Source organism: Nostoc foliaceum FACHB-393, from assembly GCF_014698505.1.
Lineage (GTDB): Bacteria > Cyanobacteriota > Cyanobacteriia > Cyanobacteriales > Nostocaceae > Nostoc > Nostoc foliaceum_A.
On sequence record NZ_JACJTD010000018.1, the window covers coordinates 123,333 to 146,380 of the forward strand.

The following is a 23,048-nucleotide window of genomic DNA, read 5'->3' on the forward strand; positions in this document are numbered from 1 at the left end:
AATTTTTTAAATAAAATATTTTTATAGGAACCCCTGACGCCGAACTGCGCCTGAGCGCTACCAGGTTGCCATTTTGTAGTTTCTTGTTTTGTTGATTCTGAGTCTTCCACAACACAATCGATTACATCTTGTTCTGGGAATGTTGCCTCGCCCCTCTTAATTATTGGAGAGCCGAATGCCTTTTACACCCATTTACTATTTTGGCACTAACCTTAACGATCAACAGAGGGTGTGATGAAAGCACGACTTCGGCTCTCGCACAATTCCTATGATGATGACGTCACAAAGTTGTTCCAACTAAATTTGGTTTTGGGTATTGCTGCGGGCTAGACGTTGCGACAAGCTTTGGTACAGTGTTTCTGGCACTGATGCATGTAGCGATCGCCCTAGTCGATTTTTTTTTTGAGCCGCTTGTAAGCAACTCGTTTCTGGACAAATGTAGGCAGAACGCCCCATGCCCTGATCTAATTGTACCTTTCCCGATGGAAAGACGCGGACAATCCGCCAAAACTCATCTTTGGAGCCTACTTTGCGGCAACTAATACAGCGCCGATAATTTGGTTTCATCGGTTTTCTGTGATCTCAGTCCAGGATAATGGAAGTAAAAAGAAGTTTATTATTACTATTTTTTACTTATACCAAGTAGCTTTTGAGAAAATAATCCTTGAGACTGAGACTACAATCTACAGTATCAAAACTTTACAAAATTAATCAATTACTCGTCATCGTTATTGTCAAAAGTATCCTCCTCTTCTAATTCGTCCTGATTTTCATCTTCTAATTCTTCCTCAAAGTCAAGATCGTCTTCCTCTAATTCCTCTGATTGATATTTGGTTCTGACGGCTGCGAATTTGGTATCCTCTCCTGCATAGTCATATTTAGCTTTGTCTTTGATGTCAATTTTCCAACCAGTCAGGCGGGCTGCTAAACGGACGTTTTGTCCTTCCTTCCCAATGGCCAAACTCAGTTGATCTTCAGCCACGAGTACGTGAGTTTGCCGGGATTCGGGGTCCATTAAGCGTACTTCATCCACCCGTGCTGGACTTAAGGCATTGGCAATATATGTTGCTGGGTCTGGTGACCAACGAATTACATCTATTTTTTCACCGCGTAATTCGTTGACTACCACTTGAATTCGTGATCCCCTGGCTCCAATACAAGCGCCAACTGGGTCTACATCGCGATCAAGGGTATCTACTGCTATTTTAGTCCGGGGTCCGACATAACGGGAGGGGGGGTTTGCCTCCCTAGCTACGGCAACAATCCGTACCACTTCATCTTCGATTTCCGGAACTTCGTTAGCGAAAAGATAAACTACTAAACCAGCATCAGCGCGAGACACAAGCAACTGTGGCCCTCGTTGCTGGCCTTGGGAAACTTTTTTGAGATATACCTTAAAGGTGGCATTTGCCCGATAATTATCGTTGGGCAGCTGTTCCCGCTTCGGTAATTCGGCTTCTACTTCTGGCTGACCAAAGCCACTGCTAACAGCCAGAACCACAGATTGCCGCTCAAACCGCAGAACTCTTGCTTGCAGGACAGTTCCTTCTAAATCTTGGAACTCTTCTTGCACCATTTGGCGTTGTTGATCCCGTAATTTTTGCGCCAATACCTGCTTGGTTTGCATCGCCGCCATCCGACCAAATTCTCCTTGGTCTGGGGTCACATCCAGCACTACAGAGTCCCCTAACTGCGCTTCCGGAGCTACTTGTTGAACTTCATCTAAGGAAATTTGGTGGTCTGTGTTATTGACTTCTTCGACAATGGTTTTGGTGGAAAGAACGCGAAATCCTTCTCCTTCAATATCGAGTTCTACTTCAAAATTTTCAAAATAGTCTTCGTCAAACTGTTTGCGCTCTAAATTCTGGGCGCGGCGATAACGTTCGTAGCCTTTGAGTAGTGCTTCTCTAATAGCTGATTGAACTGCAAGACGGGGTAAATTCCGCTCTCGACTTATACTTTCAATTAATTCTTTTAATCCAGGTAAAGTAACCATTGACATAAGCAATCTCCTTTAAAAATTAGGGAATGGGGAGTGGCGAATGGGAACTGAAAACTACGCATTAGAGCCAGAGATTAGAGGATAGCTTTACACTAGCCCCTAATCTCTAGCCCTTAGTCCCTAACGTCTAACCCCTAACCTCTAGCCTTGAGCCAAAGTGCTCTAGTCTTTAACTCCTGAGCCATAGCTCTTTGTTTATCGGTGCTCGTCTAGCTGCACCTTAGTAATTAGGGAGCGGGGAATTTCGACTACACGACCTTTTTGATTTAAGTAAAGTGCTGTCTCATCCCGGCGAATCAACTGACCAGTCCACTCTTGTTGTCCGTCGTAGGGGGGCGTTGTGGAGATAATGACAGGAAATCCTTTAAAGGAAATAAACTCCCTGTCTGTTACCAGTTGCCGCGAAATCCCGGGACTAGACACTTCCAAGACATAGGCATCTGGAACAATTTGGGCAGCATCTAAGGAAGCTTCTAAAGCACGGCTCATCCTCTCACAATCGTTCAACCCAGTGTCTTGCTCAGGATTGCGAATGTCTACCCGCAATACTGGTGGACTTTGGTTGGTGTGAAAAACCACGCCAACCACTTCCAATCCCAGTTCTTCTGCCACTGGTGTCGCTAAATCAATAATTTGTGGAACTAAAGGATGAGCCATGAGAGAATTCAATAAAAAAAGTGGGCATCGACCCACTTCCTGCGATAGGTATATCTTCCAAGAAGTCTTGTGACGAACCAATAATGATTCGCCTAATTCGAGTTTAGCGCATTTCTTGGATAGTCAATAGTCATTGGGCATTGCGTATTCTCCCTACTGCTTCCCTGTTTCCTTGCTCCCCTGCTCCTCTACTCTCTCTACCCTTCCCGTCTTTCTGGCAAAGTAGTACCTTTATTTACTACTGCTGGAACTGATACTTGTGTTCGTAGCTGTCTGGTTTGCTCAATAATTTGGTCTATGTCTTCTTGGGATAAACGCTGGACATAGTTGAGTTTGATTTCCTCTAAGAAGTCAAAAAGTAAGCTCTGAATTTCTGAAAGTACGTGTTTTTCTTTGATTTCAGATCCCAAGGCATCGCTAAAGCTTTGTACGAGTTGACTGGTGAGTTTTGCGCCAACAGGATCTTCAACAGCGCTAACTAAAGTTTTGTAAAGATTAGTTGTGATTTGAGTCGCCATTTGTTCGCTTAATTGGGTTTGGGCTTGTCCCACACCAGGGAGGTTTTGGAGGTTTCGGTAGACGGGGACTTGATGGAAGACGGTTTCAATGTTGTGGCGCAAAATAGCAACGATCGCAGGTTGAATTTCGGGTAATACTTGGTAAACAATTGTTTTTACCAAAAGGCTTGCGATCGCTTCCACTTCATTCACATTATTAATATCTATGTAGGGACGTAAATTTTCTTGTTGTAAGAGCCAGCGCGTAAACTCACCTCGCTGAATTGAACCCTGAACCTGGTTAATTACCCTCACCACTACTACTTCTGTGAGTTCTTCGGCAAAATTGGCGACAATCCCCTGATGAATTTGCTTTCTCACTGGATGGAGATCCAATAACCGCGCTTGATCGAGGCGGACTAATACAGGTAAGATTCGCAACCACCGCCAAAATGGTAGTAGTAAAAATAGGTCGTACCAACGCCACAATAGCGCTTCAAACCAGCTTAAACCAGGATGTTGGCGTCTGATCAAGAAAGTGCGTCCCAGCAACTCTACGCCAAATAAAATCACAAAGGGTAAGTCAATAATCCAGAAGTTATCAACAAGTTCGCCATTTTCACCGATTTGGCGGTAGTAGTTAGATGCAATTAAAGGGCGGATGCTCTCGTTAAAAAAATTAATTTCTTTAACCCAGCCATTTTGTAACAAGTAAGGCTGACTCCAAAAAGTACCAAAGGACTGTTTTGCAGATTCGTTACCAATGTGCGATCGCATCCGCTTTTTGATTTTTTCCAGAGTCCCACTCTTATTCACTCCCGCAAACGGGTTAGTGTCAATCATCTCGTTGCTTAGACGCCTTATTTCCTCTAGTCTGCTATTTACCTGAGGCGACTGTAACCCTGTTTTGCTGACTTGTTCTTCTAATGCGTCTATTGTTTCTAGATAAATTTTTGTGTCTCTATGGGGTTCAATACCTTTTATTGGGTCATAAATCTGAATAATTTGAGGAAGTTTTCGCAAGTAGAAATCTCGCCAAGGTACGTAACTTAAATTAAACACAACTAAACCTAAATTTACTGTGGCAGCAATTGCCATAAATCTTTCAAACCAAAGATTCCGCTGTTTAGAAGATTTTATGTTTTTCATTTTTTGTCATATATTATACAAGTTTTGGATATTCGGAATATAAGCTTTTTCATTTACTAATTTTCGGCTCTTTCTAACCAATTACAGCGATTTACAATTGAGTCGACCCTAGTCGGGACGCACATCTGTAGACCCTAATGTAATTTAGCGCTCAAGAGGGTGCATTCGATTCAAATGATAACTGCTGTATCTCTGCTCATACAAGATACGTCTTTTGATGGATGACACAAACTATTTTTTGTAAATTGACTTAAATATGACAAAAATAAATCACAAATTATTCAAAAATCATTAAATAACAGCGAAAAAAGTTATTAAACAAACTTAAAATGCAGCTGTTAACATTTATAATCCTGCTGGTTTAACCCAAAGGAGTTTTAAATATGTGGTGTGGGTTTGGAAAATCAAGCGCGACCTTTGCTGCTACTTGCCTGATAACTGCTAGCGTGGTAATTGCAGACACAGGCTTCGCAGCTCCTCAAGGTAGCTATACACCCGAGCAATTCCGTTCTGTGTTGCGAGGATTAGGCTATAACGTCAAGGTAACAAATAGCCCTTTGACGGATGAGGAAACTAGAAAAGCAATTCGTGAATTTCAGACAGGTTATAAGCTAAAACCAGTTGATGGGATAGCAGGGCCAAAAACCCAGGATTTTGCTGCTAACATCGTTCGGATTTTGGAAGCAAATTTGAACGCAGTGGTAAAGCCAAATCCTCTACTTGCGCGCGATCATTTTTATGATTCCCGCACGGAAGCAGTGGTGAAAGAGTATCAGAAGAAATATCAGTTGTCAGAAACTGGAATTGCTGATTTAGCACTCCGTCAAAAGCTGAATGAAGAAGCAAAAACAGTCTTCAGTCAGCCGACAGCTACACCAACAGCTAAACCAACAGCTAAACCGACAGCTAAACCAACCGCTAAACCGACAGCTAAACCAACAGCTACACCAACAGCTACACCAACAGCTACGCCAACAGCTACGCCAACGGCTACACCGACAGCTACGCCAACGGCTACACCGACAGCTACACCGACAGCTACACCGACAGCTACACCAACGGCTACACCAACGGCTACGCCAACAGCTACACCGACACCCACACCCTAGCCGCTACCAAAAACTCCTACCTCAAAGTCCCTCAAGTCATCTGATTTGGTTCTTCTAAGGGTCTGCCCTTGGGTGTAGGTAGAATTGGACGGCGTTCATTGTAAGGCATAGGAATGTACTGAACGGTGGGTCGCCCTCCTTGTGGCTGTGGGTACAAATCCATGAGATCATAAATAGAATGGGGCAGTCCGACGGTTACGGGCAGCCCCATTTCTGTTGCTTCTTCAATAGTGATGGGATAGTCGTGGGTTACGCGCCCGGTTGTCAAGGCTTCGATAATCGATTCGATATTTTCTGGCAGAACTTTTTGTTTGGGTATACTGTCTTTAAGCAGAGTCCGTACAAATCTCTGTACCTGCTGTATTGCTTTGCGTGAGAGATCGGCCATAATGAGAGTTTGGTCATCAATCTCACTAATGGGTTTGTCTTCAACTACTTTCAGGATACTTGCTGCTGGGTAGTTACCCAATTGGGGATCAACTGGCCCTAAGACAGCATTAGCATCCATAATAATTTCATCAGAGGCGAGGGCAAGCATGGTACCGCCACTCATAGCATAGTGGGGTACAAAGACTGTGACTTTTGCTTGGTGGCGAATTAATGCTCTGGCGATTTGTTCTGTAGCTAAAACCAAACCACCAGGAGTGTGCAAAATTAAGTCAATCGGCACATCTGGGGGTGTGAGGCGAATTGCTCGCAGTATCTGTTCTGAGTCTTCGATAGTAATGTAGCGAGATAAGGGAATTCCCAATAAGCTAATAGACTCTTGGCGGTGAATCAGTAAAATCACCCGACTTTTGCGTTCCTGCTGGAATTGTTGTAAAGCACGCAAGCGCCGATATTCTATTTGACGTTTTTGCCAAAGGGGTTGCAAAGAAGTCAGAAGGAGAAAAATCCAGAATAAATCACCAATACCAAAGCCCATATAATCTATTGCACAAAAATAACGGTTGTCGTCATTATTGTTACAATTTTTGGGCGATCGCAGTTCTATCTGTAGGTTTAAAACTACAGAACCATACTAAGCAAAAATATTATGAATTACGAATTACGAATTATTTATGATCCCCGTCGCCAAATCTTTATAGTATCGTCATCACCACCACTAACTAGGGTTTGTCCATCGGGACTGAAGGCGACGCATCTAACATAGTTGGAATGCCCTGTAAGTGTGCTGATTTCTCTCCCACTGTGTAAATGCCACAGTTTGATAGTGTTGTCCCAACTACCACTAGCGAGAAATTGCCCATCTTTGCTAAAGGCAACTGACCAAACTGAATCAGAATGACCTATGAGAGTACGAATTTCTCTGCCTGTGTTTACATGCCACAGTTTAATGGTGTTGTCACCACTGCCACTGGCGATAATTTCCCCATCCTGGCTGAATGCAATACAGTTAACGAAGAAGGAATGACCCAATAATGTGGAGATGTTTCTACCTGTGTAGACTTGCCATAGTTTGATGGTGTAATCATTACTGCCACTAGCTACAAGCTGTCTATCTTTGCTATTCGTTGCAGGTGTTCTCGGAGAGTAGGCGACTGACGAAACTGAGTCAGAATGACCTATGAGACTTTGGATTTCTATACCTGTGTGTACTTGCCACAGTTTAATTGTGCAGTCAGCACTACCACTAGCCAGAAACTTGCCATCTGGACTAAAAGCAACGGAATTCACCCAGTTAGCATGAGCAATGAGAGTACGAATTTCTTTGCCTGTGTTTACATCCCACAATTTGATGGTGTTATCCCAACTACCGCTAGCCAAAATTCCCCAGTTCAGGTCTGCGGTTCTCGCAGATTTGCCTGACTCACCTTGATAAGAAAGCTTTGAGGAGATTGGGCTAAAAGCTACAGAATGAACCATACTGGAATGACCAGAAGACCAACGACCCAGTTGACGCACTAGCTTGCCAGTACCCAATTGCCAAAGTTTAATAGTATGGTCATTACTGCCACTAGCAATCAATTGTCCGTCTGAGCTAATGGCGATCGCATGAACCATACTAGAATGACCTCTGAGGGTCTGTACGCATTGCCAGTTCTGCTGATCTAATACAACTACAACAGGTGGAGGTGGTTTAAGTCTAGGTGTTATTACCCAAGTGGATGATATTGGTGCTATGTTCTCCCCAGTATCAGGGCCCAATAAATCCAACCACTCCTGCACAGATTGGGGACGATAGGTTGACTCCAGATCCATGCCGCACATAATAGCCTGATTTACCCTATCGCTGATCTTAGGATTAAAATATTGTGGTGGTTCTAAATTAACATTGTGACGTCTATCATCAGCACTTGTCGGTATAACTGCGGTTAGCAAATTATACAATGTAGCAGCTAAGGCGTAGATATCAATGTACTCTCCTCGTGGCGCTTCTGATTCATACTGTTCAGGTGGGGCAAAACCAGGAGTACGATACACTGTATGCCTTTGGATCATATTGGGAATAAATTCTCTAGCGATACCAAAGTCTATCAGCACTGCTTCTGATTTATCAATGCGGATCATGATGTTGCGTGGTTTGAGATCCCGATGCAGCAAGCCTTTAGAGTGAATTAGCGTCAAAGCATCGCCAATTTGCCTGATGTACAGCAAAGCTTCTGCTTCTGATAACACCCCCATGCGTCTCAGGTGCTGTCCTAAGTCTTCGCCTTCGATGTACTCCATTACCATGCAAGGCAAATTTCCCTCATCGAAGATAGTTTCTATCTGTACTATATGAGGATGGTGACACACAGCAAGCCGAACGGCTTCATCACGGAAGTCTTGCCGTAACTTGTTTCGGTGGAGTATCCAGGCGGGGTGATTCAGGATTTCTTCTTTGAGGGTTTTTATCACTCGCAGTTGATTCCGTTGATTTCTAGCAAGATAAGTAATGCCAATTCCGCCTTCGCCTAGTTGGCTTTCAATAATGTAGCGTCCACCAAATAAAGACTTTCCTGCATTCCACACCATTAGTAATATTTGACAATTGCTGGTATTTATTTTGGCACGGGATCAGAACAGCCAATACGAATTTTTGGAAATTCAATTTTGTTTTGCTGTTGTAGCTTTTTGGAACTTAGTTACTTAGAGAACATGTTCATTAACCTCAATAATTACTAATATAAGGTTAGGTATACCCTAATAGTTTTAGCTAAACTATGCCTTTATACCAAATGAGAGTTGATTGCTCATGGTAGAGTAAACGGTGACTTTTGCCATATTTATTCATAATAATTTGACTTGTAGGTAATCTAAAATTATGCTAAAGAATCTAAATTTGAAACAAAAGTTTACAATTTTGCTATTGGTAATTCTGACATTCGGTCTGAGCTTGAGTGGGTTTGCTCTTTCTTCTCTGCTCAGAGAGAATGCTAAACAAGATATTAGCTCAACAGGTCTTATGCTCATGGAAACCATGAGTTCTGTTCGTAAATACACCAGTACTCAAGTGAATCCAGAGCTAGCTGATAAATTGGAAACTGAATTTTTGCCGCAAAGTGTGCCTGCATACTCAGCAAGGGAGGTCTTTGAGATTTTACGGAAAACAACAGATTACCGTGATTTCTTTTATAAAGAAGCAACTCTCAATCCCACAAATCTTCGGGATAAGGCTGACGGTTTTGAGACTGAAATTGTAGAAAGATTCAGAAATAAACCAGACCTTAAAGAAGTGAGTGGATTTCGCTCAATTCCTGGTGGGGACATCTTTTATATTGCTCGTCCACTGCCAATTTCTGAAGCAAGCTGTCTGAAGTGTCATAGTGTACCTGAAGCTGCACCTCCAAGTATGATTAGTCTTTATGGTACAGCTAATGGATTTGGGTGGAAGTTGAATGAAATTGTCGGCGCTCAAATTATATCAGTACCTGCGAATAATGTTATCAACAAAGCTAATCAGTCTTCCTTACTAATTATCTTAATTGTATCAACTATTTTTATAGCGACTATCCTGCTAGTCAACTTTTTCTTGAATAGACAAGTTGTTATGCCTCTCAAACGCATGACTCGCATAGCCGAAGAAGTTAGTACCGGACATATGGAAGTTGAATTTGAGCAGATGTCTAATGATGAAATCGGTAATTTAGCTAAAGCCTTTAAACGGATGCAGTTAAGTTTAGAAATGGCAATGAAAAGAATCAAACGCACTCAGGGAGGTACAGGGGAGTAAAATGGTTCGTAATTCGTAATTCGTAATTCAGTTTTGTAACAGAGATTTAGACCCCACCATAAAAGTGGCTGCGCTTAGTTGCTCTTCACTTAAAATCTCAGATTTAGTTCAACAATTCAAAATTATCTCTAAATTAATGGTGGTCAAAATCTCTATGAGAATAAGGTTTTTTTGAATTCAAAAGCTGCTTGAAAATCAGGAATTTCTCTGGCTATGAGTTCAACAAATTGTTCAGGTGAGATATAAGGATTTTGAGCTAATATTTCTTCTATAATCAGATTTGCCATTGGGCCAATGTGGTAGGCTAACTCTTGCTGACAATGTTTGATAAATGCTGGTTGGAGTGAAGGTTCTTGTTGTTCAATTCGCCCAGTTTGTGGACTAGAAGGTGAACTAGGTAAACTAAAAATTGTTTCTCCAGGTTGGTTGTATGACTGCGATATTGCCGACATAGCCTGAAATTCAGGATTAAATACCGTAGGGGGCAAATCATCAACCATGATTGCAGGAGACATTACCACTTGTGGTTCTCCAATCCGCTCTAAATCTATGAGAACTGCCCTAGCTGTTTGGTATCGCTTGTTAGGCCTGTCTGCCAACATACAATCAAGTACTTGAGCAAAATCATCAGTGACGTAAGTATAATAACGCCAGTTCCATTCTAAGGAGTACTGATCCATTAGTAACGATGGATCTCTACCTGTGAGTAGTACAATAGCCGTTACCCCCAAAGCATACAGGTCACTAGAGGGGGAACATAAACCCAAGCTAATCTGTTCGCGGGGAGCATATCCCACTTTGCCGACAAGAGACATTTTGCCAACAAAGGTCACCTGGTGGTTGGAACTTCTCCCTTCATTCATGTCAGCAATTTGCTTGCCTACACCGAAATCAATCAGCACTGGCAGATCCTTACCATCAGGTAACATGATGTTGTCAGGAGAAATATCTCGATGGATGATGTTGTGCTGATGGACATATTCCAAAACAGGAAGCAGATTCTTTAGCCACTGTATAACTTCCTCTTCAGAAAAATTCCTTCCTTGACGTTGAAGTTCTCCCAGCAGCCTCGAATATGTTTTACCGTCAACATACTCTTGTACTAGAAATAGGCGACCATCTCCTTCAAAGCAAGCCAAAAACTTAGGAATTTGAGGATGTTGCAATTGATGAAGAATTTTTGCCTCTCTTTTAAATAAGTTGCGATATTGTTCCAGTCCACTCTCCCCTGTGCCAATGGGTGCAAACTCCTTGAGAACACAAGCTTCATTAAAGCGGCGAGTATCAAACGCCAAGTAAGTTCGCCCCAATCCTCCTTGTCCCAGAAGTTTTTGGATAATATAGCGGTTATCAATTAGAGTTCCAGCAGCTATTTCTGGTCTTGTCATAGGGGACTGTGACATCTCATCGCACTCCTAGCGATTTTATTGTTGATAGATTATTTAGTTTGCTGAAAGTCAGAAACTCTAGCAGATAAAGGCTTATAACATCCCTAAAATTGAGATTAACACCACTATCAACACAAGGAAATACACTTTTCTACAATCTTTTGACGGTCTTGTGTGACCAAATAGACAATTTTCAACTGAGTAGTTCTCTAAGACTACTTATATTTAGGTATTTTAGCAGCCGGAACATGACCAGTGTCTGCGGTAATATCTGCGACTGCTTTGGGCATCGCTTTTTGGATTCGCAGATGAACCACATCTTACCCCTAGTAACTCAATTGGCACTGAGCTTTGGAACAGTAAGGATATAGCGTGATTTCATAGTTTTTCACAAAAACTGAGGTTGCTATAGACTTGCCAAAGAAATTATTATATGTATTTCCAGTGCCGAATATGCGATCGCTCTCAAAAATTAATCTTTCTGAGAGCTAATATCGTTCCCAGACTCTAGCTGGAAACGAGGTTTTAAAGGAGTTTTAGCTTAAGTTGACACGTATGAGCATTGCTGTCCCCCTACAGCATGGTCTATTTCCGATCGCAGGATAATTAAGAAAACTCTGAAACAACGTATTTTCGTTAACTCACATTATGATGCATTTGTACAGTGCGTAAGTCCTAAGAAGGTGAGAGAAGAACCATCTATTTTCATCTGCCAATATGAAATTTGACAAACTTCAAGGTGTTAAAATCTCGGATTTTACCCTGGTATTCGACTGTTTTAGATCCTCCCAATACCCTTAAAAAAGGAGGCTATTGGTTACTCATCTTCATCAGGTTCTAAATCGTCTGCTGTTAGTTCCTGATGCGGGATGGCGGCGATAATCGCATCTATTACTTTAGATACTGGTAATATCTCAATATTCAAGTCGGGAAATTTTGTCCCTTTTGGCACGATCGCTCGTTTAAATCCCAACTTAGCAGCTTCTTTCAATCGCAGTTCCATTTGGGAAACCGATCGCACTTGTCCGCCTAACCCAACTTCACCGATTAATACTGTACCGGGATCAACTATGCGATCGCGGAAACTGGCAACGATCGCGATCGCAATTCCTAAATCTACCGCGGGTTCTTCCACATTTAACCCACCCGCTGAAGCAACGTAAGAATCTAACTTGGACATGGGAATTCCCACCCGTTTTTCTAAGACGGCGAGAATTTGCACCAAACGGTTGTAATCTATACCAGTAGCAGCCCGACGAGGCGAGGGATAACTGGTGGGACTCACCAAAGCTTGTAATTCCACAACTATCGGACGAGTCCCTTCGCAAGCAACGACAATAGCAGTACCAGGAGCGGGATCGTCACGGTTGCCTAAAAATAGCTCTGAGGGGTTGGAGACTTCTCGCAATCCATCTGCCACCATTTCAAAAATGCCGATTTCGTGAGTCGCGCCGAAGCGATTTTTTACTGTGCGTAATAACCTATGGGAGGCAAAGCGATCGCCTTCAAAATACAACACCGTATCCACTAAATGTTCTAAGACTTTTGGCCCGGCGATCGCTCCTTCTTTGGTGACGTGTCCCACAATCAGCATAGTGACATCTTCGTGCTTCGCCACTTTCATCAATGCTGCCGTACATTCCCGTACCTGAGCTACCGAACCTGGCGCAGAAGTCAGCGCCGGAAAAAATACTGTTTGGATACTATCAATAACCGCCACGTTCGGCTTGAGAGAGTCTATTTCCCGTAAAATTTCTTCTAAATCTGTTTCTGGCAGTACATATAAATCTGCACCTATACTGTCAGGGTCTATAGGAAGTGTAGTATCTACTACTACTGCTACCTTCTCCTCATTCACCACACTTAGGGTTTTTGATACTCCCAAACGGGAAGCTCGTAATTTTACTTGTTGTCCTGATTCTTCACCAGTTACGTAAAGGATGCGATATTTCTGTGCCAATTGATTTGATACTTGCAATAATAAAGTTGATTTACCGATGCCCGGATCACCACCAATCAGCACCATAGAGCCAGGGACAACTCCGCCCCCAAGCACTCGATCCAATTCTTCATAACCAGACTCCCAGCGGGCAATTTGACGATCAGTAATTTGGTCAAATGTTAAAGAGGCTCGTGCTTTAGCTGGTTTAGCATGAGATTTGCCATTGGTTTGAGTTGATTGCCAACTACTCACTCCTCCCCGGCTGGGTACATCTACTGAGGACTGAATAGAAATTTGTTCTTCTAGAGAATTGTAAGTGCCGCAAGCTGGACATTTACCAAACCACTGGGGCGATTCTGCTCCACATTCGTTACAAACGTAAAAGGTTTTTGGCTTTGCCATTCTTAAATCTTATTAAATAATCTTAATATTTACTTAATTCTTGAAAAAAACTAAAAACCAATAATAGTAGTATTTGGAGCTTTTTCCAAATCAATTGATGGAATGATATCTTAATATTATGGTATTAAAAATTAATCATGTAAATTTTTAGTGAAGGAGCATAGAGAAACTTGGAAAGCCATAAAGAAAAAATCTTGGTGGTAGACGACGAGGCCAGCATTCGCCGGATTTTGGAAACGCGCCTTTCCATGATTGGCTACGATGTTGTGACGGCTGGCGATGGGGAAGAAGCTTTAGAAACTTTTCGCAAAACTGATCCTGATCTGGTAGTTTTGGATGTAATGATGCCAAAGCTAGACGGCTATGGTGTATGTCAAGAACTACGAAAAGAATCAGATGTCCCCATTATTATGCTAACAGCCTTGGGGGATGTAGCCGATCGCATCACCGGGCTAGAATTGGGTGCTGATGACTACGTAGTTAAACCATTTTCCCCCAAAGAGCTAGAAGCTCGAATTCGCTCGGTGTTGCGGCGGGTAGACAAAACCGGTGGAACTGGCATTCCCAGTTCTGGAGTAATCCATGTCGCTAACATTAAAATCGATACGAATAAGCGACAAGTCTACAAAGGCGATGAGCGGATTCGATTAACGGGTATGGAGTTCAGTTTACTAGAACTGTTAGTCAGTCGCTCTGGAGAAGCTTTTTCTCGTTCGGAAATTTTGCAGGAAGTTTGGGGCTATACACCAGAACGCCATGTTGATACCCGCGTAGTGGATGTGCATATATCTCGTTTGCGGGCAAAGTTAGAAGATGATCCTAGCAACCCAGAATTGATTCTTACAGCAAGAGGTACTGGTTATCTTTTCCAGCGAATTATTGAACCAGGGGAGGAGTGAAAATAGTTAGGAGTGACGAGTTAGAAGCGAGGAGTTAAAAACTTTCTTCAACTCATAACTAATAACTTATAACTCATAACTTTTTCCAAGGATGACTAAACCTGATCCTAATCGAGTTTTGCGGCGTCTACCCATTGTCGTGGGTGGGCTAGGCGCTGTGCTTTTGCTGATTAACCGTTTATTAACACCGGAATTAACCCAGTCTCAATCGCGTGGTGATGTGCTGGGTGTAATTTTGAGTGCAGTGTTAATTTTGACGGGTTTAATTTGGCAGCAAGTTCAGCCGCGATCACCTGATACTGTAGAACTAATTGGAGAAGAAGGTTTTGTACTAGCAGCAGATTTACCAGATACCGTTAAAACAGAACTAGCCTGGGCATCTCATTTATTGTTGACTAATACAGTAACGCGATCGCTGGTGGTTTTTTATCAAGGTAAAGTTTTATTGCGTCGCGGGATTCTGGGTACTAAATCTGAGGTTGTACCAGGAGTAATCTTAAAACAGGTACTCGAAAAACAAAAGCCGATTTATCTAGTTGCTCTAAAAATATATCCAGGTAAGCTTGAATTTGATTATTTACCAGAGAATACTCAAGGTGTAATTTGTCAACCTATTGGTAACCAAGGTGCCCTAATTTTGGGCGCGAATGCTCCTCGCAGTTACACCAAACAAGATGAAAACTGGATTGCAGGAATTGCTGATAAATTAGCAGTTACTCTTAGCTCGACTTTATAGTGGTTCCTAGATGCATGAAGTACATGTCAAAACCTCACCCCCAGCCCCTCTTCTTATCCTTAGTAAGGAGAAGGGAGATAAAGCACAGCTTGGGGTGAGGTTAAGCTGTACCTCTCTACATTAAGAAACGCCATCTAGTTAATTACGAATTACGAATTATTAAGTCACCAAGAAGTCAAAAAATTCCACCCTTCCTTCTCTTCTGGTGCATTTACTTCTTTTGCTTCCGCTTCTTCCGGTGTCTTTAAATTTTTCTGTTGAATTACATTCTCATATTCTCCTGAATCAACCCATTTCAATAACTCGCCAGCCCGCATAACTACCCAGGGAAGCCCAGGTTCTGTATAGCTTAATACTTTAGTGACCTTATCAACAGTATCAAAGCTATTAGATGCAAACTCACGGGCTTGGACAAGAAAATCTTCGATTACAGCAGGAGTCAAGTACTCATCTGGTAAACCTGCAAGTTTCATCAGTGTAGTGGTTGCTACGTCAATATCCTGGCAAGCAAGCATTGCAGCCCGATCAGCAGTGAATCTCGCCATCATCCGCCAATTATACAAACCCAGTTCCATTCCGCTAGCTACCAAGCCACCGACACCCAATGTGGTACTGCTCAACAAATTTTTCAAAGTTGGCATAACAATTGCCATTTGGTGATAAACCATATGCTGACTCTTGATACGAGCGATTTCGTGTCCGAAAACGTAAAGTAACTCATCTGCGTCAAGCCACTCCATTCCATCTAAATTTATACCGACAAGGGGTTTTTCTACCCCAACAATGTAAGTTTCAATGTGACCTGTACCTTGAAATAGATACAGTTCAGGAAGTGGAGTAACATCAAGAATTTGGCAGGTTTCTACAAATGTCTCATGTAGTTGGGGAAAATTACGGGATGAAATTCTGATTTCACTACCAAGGCTTTGCAGTCTGAGTAAGCGATCAATGCCGTATTCATTAATTTTTTTTAGTAGCAAGGAGACACCGGGCATATTTTGCAAAGAAGCCAAGGCTTTGCGATCAAAAGGGTGTTCGTAGGTTGCTGAACTCAGTCCAGTTAAAATTTTTCTTGTCATTGGTTTTAAACTTTGCCTTGGAATGTTTGGGAAGTTCAGTTACTTAGTACGAACGGCTTGTGCTTTCACTACGCCTGTGGTTAGAGCTTTGGGTAATAAACAAACCGCAGGTAAGGTGCTTGCTGTTCAGTTTTTTGAACAGTGTAAATCGCATCTGTCCAGCAACTTAATTAGTCCCCAAACCGACATTTCCTAAGACGCAGCCAAGAGCGAACTAGAGAGAGATTTTAGCAGATTGAACTAGAAAATTATATTTGGTTCAGGTTGAAATCTCAGCATTTTTCAGTATCTCACCCAGATACAATATGCAATGGGGGCGCACAACTAGCTGTGCGCCTCTAGTAATGACTAACTGACTCATAAATTTAGAAATTTACAATTCTATCTATGCAAATTATTTATTGGCTATTACTTGCTGTAATGTTTGTGGGTATCATTGGTGCTGTAGTTCCTGCCATTCCTGGTAGCAGCTTAATTTTAATTGCAATTATCGTCTGGGGAATCGTTAGTAGTTCTTTTGCAGCTATCAAGATTCCATTAATTGTGACAATTATAGTTTTAGTGCTCAGTGTCGGAGTGGATTTTTTAGCTAGCTATGTAGGAGCAAAACAAGCTGGAGCTAGCAAGTGGGGGCAAATTGGCGCAATTGTTGGTTTGGTAGTGGGTTTTTTGGGATTATTGCCAACGTTACCTTTTGGGGGGCCATTGTTAGGTATTTTACTAGGGCCACTTTTGGGAGCAATTATTGGTGAGTATCTTTACCGACGTGAATTCCGCTTGGCGGTTAAGGCGGGCATAGGAATTGTAGTCGGGTCTTTGGTTGGAAATTTGATTCAAGGGTTGTTAGCGATCGCAGCCGTTGTAGTTTTTGTTGTGACAACTTGGCCACAGGTCTTTGGCTCTTAGCATTTTCAGGTAATAGAGAAAGATTAATCACCTCTTACTTTAAGTGTACGTAATTCATTACCAAAATAAAATCTGATTCCTCTACATAGGTAGGAGTGTGATTTGTACATTGGTTTCAACTTGAGGGAAAATCTGCTTTTTTTCAAGGTTTTGCCCTCACCCCCAGCCTTTGTTCAACCCTATAGAATGAAAAAGATACGAAGACTAGTTATACAAGTAATTAAAATTTTATGAAGATGACAAACTAGTTAAAGATGTGATGAAGCCAACTAAGTAAATCTTGCAGGACTCGGATATATGTGATTTTATGGAGATAAGAAATACATCACGCAAGTTTCGCTTTCACTGACAGTATTTTCCATAAATTACTGAGATTAAAAGTAAAGCAATTGCTTTGATTTAAGGTTATTACTAGGAGCTTCAAACAACAATGATTGGTTTTAAATCTACATTACTAAATGCAACTTTAGCTGTTGCTGCTGCACTCCCCTTAGCTACTGCTGGGATGTTTAGCTTTGCTGGTTCTGCACAAGCATATATTGGTTCATTTAACTACCAACCTTATGATGCCAACTCTTCTGGTGAGCTAACTGAAGTCGCTCTTAGCAAAAATTTTGTAAACTTCATTCCCAATAACGGATCAATTGCACTTACACAGCGGACAGGAGATTTTGCAAATATTCTTAATTCTAAAGGTTTTATCAAAAGCTTCCAAATAGATCCATTTACTTCACCTTCTGCGTTTATTGATGTTGGTCTTTTGGACGGAACAAAACTGCTTAGTTTGACCAGTATCGCTCCAGCAGATGTCAAACTCCAACCTGGAGGAATAGATATAAACTTAGGTTTCAAAGGACTCTTTGAGGATGGAAGTAAAGCAGAAGGATATATCACTTTTGCTATTAAAGACAATCCTCTAGATGGAAGTTACACTAATGCAAAAGTAGCTTATGAGGGAGGTCAAACAGTTTATGGAAGTTTTACAGGATTTGCGGTAAGTACAGTTCCTGAACCAGCTGCATTACTAGGCTTGGGCGCAGTAGGTACAGTAATGGTTATGTCTCGCCGACGCAAAAGTTTCGTTCAATAGACCCTCAATAGAAAAAAGTTACTTTTAGTTTCTAAAAGTAACTCTAATTTATCTATTCGATTTGGCTGGAATGCAAAATTTTTCCAACTAGGTCGAATTTTTTTATCATCAGACAAATCTATTTAAGAATGACTTTTCTTAACCTAAGATAGCCTTAAACTGACTGCAAAGAATTTTTAGCTTCAGTTGCGATCGCTTCCATTTCATCATCAGCTAGAGTTTCTAATATAGATTTGGCTTCTGCACTACCCAAACGAGCCAAGGCTTGTACAAGTCTGTAACGAATTTGCCAATCTGGATTGTTAGCATAGGGAGCCAACAGGGGAACTGCTTGTAAATCTCCCAAGTCACCCAAAGAACTAATAGCAGCAGTTTGGACTAATTCGTTTTCTGATGAGAGTGCCTCTTTGAGTAGTTCAAAGGCTCGTGGATCGCCTAACTCTCCTAATGTAGCAATAATACTGAATTGTATTAGCCATTCACCAGTTGTATGATAAAGCTGCTGCAAATCTTCAAAAGCTTCATGTAACTTAAGCGCACCCAAACAGTCTGCTGCTGCTGCTTGTACATCTACTTCGGAGTCATGAAGTAAGCGATCGCGCAAGATATCCAAGGATAACTGTAAATTTTGTGCTCCCAATGTGTCCATTTGACTCACTGCTGAGTAACGGACACGGGAATTGGGATCACTAATAGCAGTTTGAATCAATTCAAAGGCAATCGCAGGTTCCAGTTCCCGGATTTGATTTACTGCACGTAAGCGATCGCCTAAATCCTCAGAACTAAGCAATTGCTTAACAGACTCCGGAGTAATACTCATTTAGTTATCCTTGATTTTCAAATGTGTAAAAAACAGCATGAGTCAACACTCAAGGGTCAAAAAACTCTTGACTAATGACTAATGACTATGACTAATCTTGACTTGCTGCCATTGCCCGAATAATATCACCACGAGTGAGGATACCAATTACTTGACCCGTGCCCTCAAGTACTGGCAAGCGGTGAACCTTGCGATCGTGCATGATTGTAGCGGCTTCCCTTAAAGTTTTATCAGGGGAAATAGTGATCGGGTTTTTACTCATCACCTCCCCAACGGTTTGCCCTAGTGCCTTGTGCAAGTCACGTTCATATGTAGCAGGATTTTTTAAATAGATAACGCTATCAAGAAACATAATGTATGCAGGTGGAGTCACACCAGTTTCTTGCCACATCAAATCGGTTTCGGAGATAATGCCCACCAATTTACCGACATTATCCACAACAGGTAATCCGCTGATGTGGCGTTCTGCGAGAATTTGGATAGCTTCCTTCAGTGGAGTTTCTGCCCGGACGACAATTGGATCGCGGCTCATCACATCGGCAACGGTTTTAGGCATTTATTTACTGACACCTTTAATCAAAGTCCCTGCGCTTATTGTAGAAAATTGCGGGACTCAACCTGATGCAATTAATAGATTGTTACTTGTAAACTACGGCTAAAAATAGTCTTTGCCACAATATGCTTGGGTTAGTGATATTTTACCCCAAAAGATCCCAGCAACCCACTTGCTGATAAGGATTTCCCTTATCAGCAAGTGGCTCCCCTCAAAAAGGCTTGTCTAACACAACCCTAAAAGAATTCACTCAGACCTTTTCATTCTGTCGATTTCGCGTTGTAATTCTTCAATTTGACGGCGCAAAGTTTCTGTTTCATTTGTAGAAGATTCTGCTGCAACATTGACTGATCCGGAAGCAGGCGATCGCTGATAATTTCCTCGGCGAATTTGCTGGTATTCTTCTGATACTGCCCACGCCCGTAAGTAATGCAAGCGTTCCACTGGGAAGGGATGGCTCAACATCGTACCCTGAGCGCCATTGTAGATCAAAAATTTATATATCTGATTTAGTCCATCTTCATCCAGCGCCTGATAATTTTCTGACTGCTTGATAAACTCTTGTAAACTACATTCGTTGGCATATTTGTTACTACCGCCAGAAAGTTTCATCATCGTTGACATCACAGGATTCAAGTCATCCATCACTAGTAATGCGGCACGATCTGACGATAACTCGGCTTTACGCCGCCACTCAAAAAAGGCATAAATCAAACCTTGTGTGACAATATTACCGAGACCGAAGGTCAATTCTCCCAAGGCGGAAGCAGCACTCATCGCCCACATCGCCATTTGAATTAAAATAGTATGACCACATTTAATATGCCCCAGTTCATGGGCTAGCACCACCCGAATCTCGGCTTCGTCTAGTAAGTCTAGTATCCCTGTATTTATGACTATGTAAGGATTCTCTTGCCCCAGCGCATAGCTATTTGCTTGGGGATTTTGCGAGACAAACAGTGTCGGTTCTGGGTAAATGTCCAAATCTCGGACGCATTCCCGAAACATCTGGTAAATAGTGGAATATTGACGCGGCCCGACTTGGATGGTGTTACCCATTAGATAGACTAACTGAGGGCGTTCGTAGATAAATTCCACAAATTTACGAGCGATTAAATCAAATCCTGGTAAATTTCGTAAAGCTTGCTCGGCTTGGCGATCTAGTGGATGCCTGAAGGCTTCGCTGGAAATTCCTGTGTAAGTTGGCATAATTCAGGGTATTGGGTGATTAGTCATGAGTCATTGGTCATTGATCAAAAACAAAGGACAAATGACCAATGACAAAGAACAACATAATAGAAATGGGGCAATTGGAAGTAAAAGTCACTTTGTATGGAATTAAAAGCGTGTGATTGAGGCAGAAGTTCATTTTTCACTACATAACTTTTTGCGATCGCAGGCGGGGTTCCCTTCCTGGCCCCATCATTTGACGATGGCACGGTTGGTAGCACGCGCCTTGCGCCTGGGACGTAGCGCCCTCATTCAAGTAGGGGCAGTTTGTGGCTATCAAGGGCGGTATCGTACCAGTTTCGTAGCATCAGCCCTAATGTGGCATGGCCCTGTAATTATTGTTGCTCAAGAAGCGGTGCAGCAACTTCTGCTGCGGGTGGAAATTCCCCGTCTACAGCAGTGGCTACCAGCCAATAAATCGATTAGAACAGGTGACGCTTGGCCTGGTGCTGAGTTCCAAGGGCTACTGTTGACCTCCCCAGAAGCTTGGTTAAAAGGACAATTTGCTGGTGGCGATCGCTTTCCCCAAGGCATTCCCACGATTATTGATGGAGTAGATGATCTCGAAGATTGGGTGCGTCATCAACTTACCCAAGATATTCAACCCCATGATTGGGATCAACTCATGCTGGCTTGCCCAAACCAAGCTGAGGCAATTAGCGAAGCACGGATACAACTGGCATACGAGCTTTTTCAGCATCCAGCTAATCCCTATGAGTGTTATCTAATTTCCCAGCCAGAAATAGAAATTTTGAGTCGTCTGTATTTGGCTTTAGATCAAGCCAACCTCCCAGATAATTGGAAAAATTTCTGGCAGCAATTTCATAGCCTTGATGAAAATCTTTCTCCCTCTCCTCTCTTCTGGGCGACAATTGCCCATCGACAAGGTTTATTTTCTTTACACTATGCCCCAATGGAATTAGGGGAAATCCTCTCGCCTATTTGGCAGCGACAACCAGTAGTTTTAATTGGTAGCGCTATCGAACCGGAAACTGAGGCTCCTCTTTTCCGACAGCGCCTGGGTTTGGACGATTTAACTTGCTTGAAGTTCTCTTCGGAGAGTCAAACAGAAGCAATTCAACTGTATGTACCTTATAAGTTGCCCCTACCTAACACGCCAGAATTTCAAGCGGCATTTATTCACAAAGTCCGCACACTGGTTTGTCTAAGTGCTACAGCACCGGGATTAACGGTTATCTTGGTGGGGGATGTGCCACTTAAGTCTCAAGTTGCGGCAATTCTAGCCTCAGAGTTTGGTTCGCGGGTGCAAGTAGAAAAAACTTGTTTAGATGAAAATGGTATTTTGATTAGCGGTTGGGAATTTTGGCGAGAACATCAACGAGTCTTGCCTGCACCTCATTTGTTAATTATCGCTACTTTGCCGCTACCATCTTTAGAAAATCCCCTGGTAGCTGGTAGGGTAGCTCGTTATAAGCGATCGCATCAAGATTGGTTTCGATTATATTTGTTGCCGGCTGCCTTGAATGAATTACAAAGAGCGATCGCTCCAGTGCGAGAAAGTCAAGGCATTGTTGCTTTACTTGATAGTCGTGTAGTTAACCGCAGCTACGGCGCTCAAATTCTTGCCGCCTTAAGTCCTCTGGCACGCATTAACTATCTCGATCCCAGTCTGTTTTCTAATACCGATGAAGAAAATTCTGCCTAAAGCAATTTGTCAATGCCCCATGCTCAATTTACATTTTATGAAGGTGATGCCATTCATCACCTTTGTGTAGCCATTATTCCTGGCAAGATAAATTTAGAACCTAAGTAAAATTTGAGTTGCTGATTATGGGTGAAGCAAAGCGTCGTAAAACCACACTAGGGGAAACATACGGTCAAGAGACTCGGATCTTGCCTTGGCTTCCCATCACAAAAAATCAAGCCGAACTATTTGTTAGTTGGACTACTCGTGGTGCCTGGATAGGCATTGGCCTTATGGTTATCGGATGGGCAACTATCCGTTTTATTGGCCCAGCATTCGGTTGGTGGCAAATAGTCTCCTAAATCTTGAGGACTTACGCAAAAACTCTCTCAATCTCTTATTACTCCGTGTTCTCTGTGTCTCTGTGGTAGCCTGCGACCAGCCGCTTCTCTACAAGACGCTTTGCGAATACTTCTGTGTTTTTCCGGTACTCATGCGTAAGTCCTATTTGTCTTGAAAAATTGCTCCTCTTGGGGTTTCCTCAAGACCGCATTTTTCGCTTTTTTCTTTACGAGACGCTAAAAGCGAACGCGCTTTGCCTCTAAAACAAAATACTTTTACTCAGTTTATGCTCAATGTCTTGGGTCTATCTTTGTAGTATTTGACATCCTCACTGTAGCTTTAGCCACGGTGATTCCAAAGATCACTCTTTGGGTTTCCTCTTTCCACGACTCGGCTTACATTGAGGAGTTTCCCCACCAATGCAGAGGTCGATGTCTCCAGAGGCG

The 23,048-nt window shown here is 42.3% G+C and carries 20 protein-coding genes; 8 read left to right on the forward strand and 12 right to left on the reverse strand.

From position 1 onward, the window contains the following. Positions 1 to 297 precede the first annotated feature (297 nt). From H6G92_RS16835 to H6G92_RS16850, 4 genes are all read right to left on the reverse strand, one after another. A complete protein-coding gene (locus H6G92_RS16835) occupies positions 298 to 567 on the reverse strand; it encodes a YlxR family protein (RefSeq protein WP_104905836.1) in 270 nt (89 codons plus the stop codon). Positions 568 to 715: 148 nt separating this feature from the next. Beyond that, complete coding sequence (nusA, locus tag H6G92_RS16840; RefSeq protein WP_190894784.1) at positions 716 to 2,002, reverse strand: transcription termination factor NusA; 1,287 nt, start codon at positions 2,000 to 2,002, stop codon at positions 716 to 718. Between the two features lie 195 nt (positions 2,003 to 2,197). Next, positions 2,198 to 2,659, reverse strand: a complete 462-nt coding sequence (gene rimP, locus H6G92_RS16845) for a ribosome maturation factor RimP (protein WP_190894785.1) — start codon at positions 2,657 to 2,659, stop codon at positions 2,198 to 2,200. Positions 2,660 to 2,856: 197 nt separating this feature from the next. Then, complete coding sequence (locus tag H6G92_RS16850; RefSeq protein ID WP_190894786.1) at positions 2,857 to 4,305, reverse strand: hypothetical protein; 1,449 nt, start codon at positions 4,303 to 4,305, stop codon at positions 2,857 to 2,859. A 383-nt stretch (positions 4,306 to 4,688) separates the two neighbouring features. Here H6G92_RS16850 and H6G92_RS16855 point away from each other — a divergent pair, with 383 nt between their 5' ends. Further along, positions 4,689 to 5,414, forward strand: coding sequence for a peptidoglycan-binding domain-containing protein (locus H6G92_RS16855; RefSeq protein ID WP_190894787.1), 726 nt, complete (start codon positions 4,689 to 4,691; stop codon positions 5,412 to 5,414). Between the two features lie 31 nt (positions 5,415 to 5,445). On the opposite strand, the gene H6G92_RS16860 is transcribed toward H6G92_RS16855, so the two are convergent. Both H6G92_RS16860 and H6G92_RS16865 read right to left on the reverse strand, forming a co-directional pair. Beyond that, entirely contained in the window at positions 5,446 to 6,339 is an 894-nt protein-coding gene (locus H6G92_RS16860; protein WP_190894788.1) for an SDH family Clp fold serine proteinase, read from the reverse strand. Positions 6,340 to 6,473: 134 nt separating this feature from the next. After that, positions 6,474 to 8,372 (reverse strand): serine/threonine-protein kinase, encoded by a 1,899-nt coding sequence (locus H6G92_RS16865; protein ID WP_190894789.1) that lies wholly within the window; start codon positions 8,370 to 8,372, stop codon positions 6,474 to 6,476. 289 nt (positions 8,373 to 8,661) lie between these two features. Here H6G92_RS16865 and H6G92_RS16870 point away from each other — a divergent pair, with 289 nt between their 5' ends. Beyond that, on the forward strand, positions 8,662 to 9,570 hold the full coding sequence (locus H6G92_RS16870) for a c-type heme family protein (protein WP_190894790.1): 909 nt from the start codon (positions 8,662 to 8,664) through the stop codon (positions 9,568 to 9,570). 152 nt (positions 9,571 to 9,722) lie between these two features. On the opposite strand, the gene H6G92_RS16875 is transcribed toward H6G92_RS16870, so the two are convergent. Beyond that, entirely contained in the window at positions 9,723 to 10,973 is a 1,251-nt protein-coding gene (locus tag H6G92_RS16875) for a serine/threonine-protein kinase (protein WP_190894791.1), read from the reverse strand. An 802-nt stretch (positions 10,974 to 11,775) separates the two neighbouring features. Next, a complete protein-coding gene (radA, locus tag H6G92_RS16880) occupies positions 11,776 to 13,302 on the reverse strand; it encodes a DNA repair protein RadA (protein WP_190894792.1) in 1,527 nt (508 codons plus the stop codon). A 170-nt stretch (positions 13,303 to 13,472) separates the two neighbouring features. Between radA and rpaB the strand changes: the two genes are divergently transcribed. Further along, positions 13,473 to 14,201: a response regulator transcription factor RpaB gene (gene rpaB, locus H6G92_RS16885; protein ID WP_190894793.1), complete on the forward strand. Its 729-nt coding sequence runs from the start codon at positions 13,473 to 13,475 to the stop codon at positions 14,199 to 14,201. Between the two features lie 91 nt (positions 14,202 to 14,292). Beyond that, positions 14,293 to 14,937, forward strand: coding sequence for a cofactor assembly of complex C subunit B (locus H6G92_RS16890; protein ID WP_190894794.1), 645 nt, complete (start codon positions 14,293 to 14,295; stop codon positions 14,935 to 14,937). A gap of 164 nt (positions 14,938 to 15,101) precedes the next feature. On the opposite strand, the gene H6G92_RS16895 is transcribed toward H6G92_RS16890, so the two are convergent. Next, positions 15,102 to 16,016 (reverse strand): M48 family metallopeptidase, encoded by a 915-nt coding sequence (locus tag H6G92_RS16895; protein WP_190894795.1) that lies wholly within the window; start codon positions 16,014 to 16,016, stop codon positions 15,102 to 15,104. A gap of 387 nt (positions 16,017 to 16,403) precedes the next feature. On the opposite strand from H6G92_RS16895, the gene H6G92_RS16900 reads away from it, so the two are divergent. Then, on the forward strand, positions 16,404 to 16,922 hold the full coding sequence (locus H6G92_RS16900; protein WP_190894796.1) for a DUF456 domain-containing protein: 519 nt from the start codon (positions 16,404 to 16,406) through the stop codon (positions 16,920 to 16,922). Between the two features lie 430 nt (positions 16,923 to 17,352). Next, entirely contained in the window at positions 17,353 to 18,012 is a 660-nt protein-coding gene (locus tag H6G92_RS16905) for a PEP-CTERM sorting domain-containing protein (RefSeq protein WP_190894797.1), read from the forward strand. A 154-nt stretch (positions 18,013 to 18,166) separates the two neighbouring features. On the opposite strand, the gene nblB is transcribed toward H6G92_RS16905, so the two are convergent. The 3 genes from nblB to H6G92_RS16920 form a co-directional block, all read right to left on the reverse strand. Continuing rightward, the gene (gene nblB, locus H6G92_RS16910) at positions 18,167 to 18,832 is read right to left on the reverse strand and encodes a phycobilisome degradation protein NblB (protein ID WP_190894798.1); all 666 of its coding nucleotides are present in this window, start codon (positions 18,830 to 18,832) and stop codon (positions 18,167 to 18,169) included. A 91-nt stretch (positions 18,833 to 18,923) separates the two neighbouring features. Then, a complete protein-coding gene (locus H6G92_RS16915) occupies positions 18,924 to 19,388 on the reverse strand; it encodes a CBS domain-containing protein (RefSeq protein WP_190894799.1) in 465 nt (154 codons plus the stop codon). Positions 19,389 to 19,631: 243 nt separating this feature from the next. Continuing rightward, positions 19,632 to 20,594 carry a M48 family metallopeptidase gene (locus tag H6G92_RS16920; RefSeq protein ID WP_190894800.1) on the reverse strand — a complete coding sequence of 321 codons (963 nt, stop codon included), beginning with the start codon at positions 20,592 to 20,594 and terminating at the stop codon, positions 19,632 to 19,634. Between the two features lie 139 nt (positions 20,595 to 20,733). On the opposite strand from H6G92_RS16920, the gene H6G92_RS16925 reads away from it, so the two are divergent. Both H6G92_RS16925 and H6G92_RS16930 read left to right on the forward strand, forming a co-directional pair. Beyond that, entirely contained in the window at positions 20,734 to 22,281 is a 1,548-nt protein-coding gene (locus tag H6G92_RS16925; RefSeq protein ID WP_190894801.1) for a helicase C-terminal domain-containing protein, read from the forward strand. A gap of 125 nt (positions 22,282 to 22,406) precedes the next feature. Then, positions 22,407 to 22,622 carry a DUF2839 domain-containing protein gene (locus tag H6G92_RS16930; protein WP_190894802.1) on the forward strand — a complete coding sequence of 72 codons (216 nt, stop codon included), beginning with the start codon at positions 22,407 to 22,409 and terminating at the stop codon, positions 22,620 to 22,622. The last annotated feature ends 426 nt before the right edge of the window (positions 22,623 to 23,048 follow it).

Bases quoted from the DNA above. Each gene is read 5' to 3' on its own strand.
- H6G92_RS16915 (WP_190894799.1), bottom strand. From the start codon at position 19,388: ATGCCTAAAACCGTTGCCGATGTGATGAGCCGCGATCCAATTGTCGTC.
- H6G92_RS16905 (WP_190894797.1), top strand. From the start codon at position 17,353: ATGATTGGTTTTAAATCTACATTACTAAATGCAACTTTAGCTGTTGCT.
- H6G92_RS16900 (WP_190894796.1), top strand. From the start codon at position 16,404: ATGCAAATTATTTATTGGCTATTACTTGCTGTAATGTTTGTGGGTATC.
- nblB (WP_190894798.1), bottom strand. From the start codon at position 18,832: ATGAGTATTACTCCGGAGTCTGTTAAGCAATTGCTTAGTTCTGAGGAT.
- H6G92_RS16890 (WP_190894794.1), top strand. From the start codon at position 14,293: ATGACTAAACCTGATCCTAATCGAGTTTTGCGGCGTCTACCCATTGTC.
- H6G92_RS16860 (WP_190894788.1), bottom strand. From the start codon at position 6,339: ATGGGCTTTGGTATTGGTGATTTATTCTGGATTTTTCTCCTTCTGACT.
- nusA (WP_190894784.1), bottom strand. From the start codon at position 2,002: ATGTCAATGGTTACTTTACCTGGATTAAAAGAATTAATTGAAAGTATA.
- H6G92_RS16895 (WP_190894795.1), bottom strand. From the start codon at position 16,016: ATGACAAGAAAAATTTTAACTGGACTGAGTTCAGCAACCTACGAACAC.
- H6G92_RS16855 (WP_190894787.1), top strand. From the start codon at position 4,689: ATGTGGTGTGGGTTTGGAAAATCAAGCGCGACCTTTGCTGCTACTTGC.
- H6G92_RS16865 (WP_190894789.1), bottom strand. From the start codon at position 8,372: ATGGTGTGGAATGCAGGAAAGTCTTTATTTGGTGGACGCTACATTATT.
- H6G92_RS16835 (WP_104905836.1), bottom strand. From the start codon at position 567: ATGAAACCAAATTATCGGCGCTGTATTAGTTGCCGCAAAGTAGGCTCC.
- H6G92_RS16870 (WP_190894790.1), top strand. From the start codon at position 8,662: ATGCTAAAGAATCTAAATTTGAAACAAAAGTTTACAATTTTGCTATTG.
- H6G92_RS16930 (WP_190894802.1), top strand. From the start codon at position 22,407: ATGGGTGAAGCAAAGCGTCGTAAAACCACACTAGGGGAAACATACGGT.
- H6G92_RS16920 (WP_190894800.1), bottom strand. From the start codon at position 20,594: ATGCCAACTTACACAGGAATTTCCAGCGAAGCCTTCAGGCATCCACTA.
- rimP (WP_190894785.1), bottom strand. From the start codon at position 2,659: ATGGCTCATCCTTTAGTTCCACAAATTATTGATTTAGCGACACCAGTG.
- radA (WP_190894792.1), bottom strand. From the start codon at position 13,302: ATGGCAAAGCCAAAAACCTTTTACGTTTGTAACGAATGTGGAGCAGAA.
- H6G92_RS16850 (WP_190894786.1), bottom strand. From the start codon at position 4,305: ATGAAAAACATAAAATCTTCTAAACAGCGGAATCTTTGGTTTGAAAGA.
- H6G92_RS16875 (WP_190894791.1), bottom strand. From the start codon at position 10,973: ATGTCACAGTCCCCTATGACAAGACCAGAAATAGCTGCTGGAACTCTA.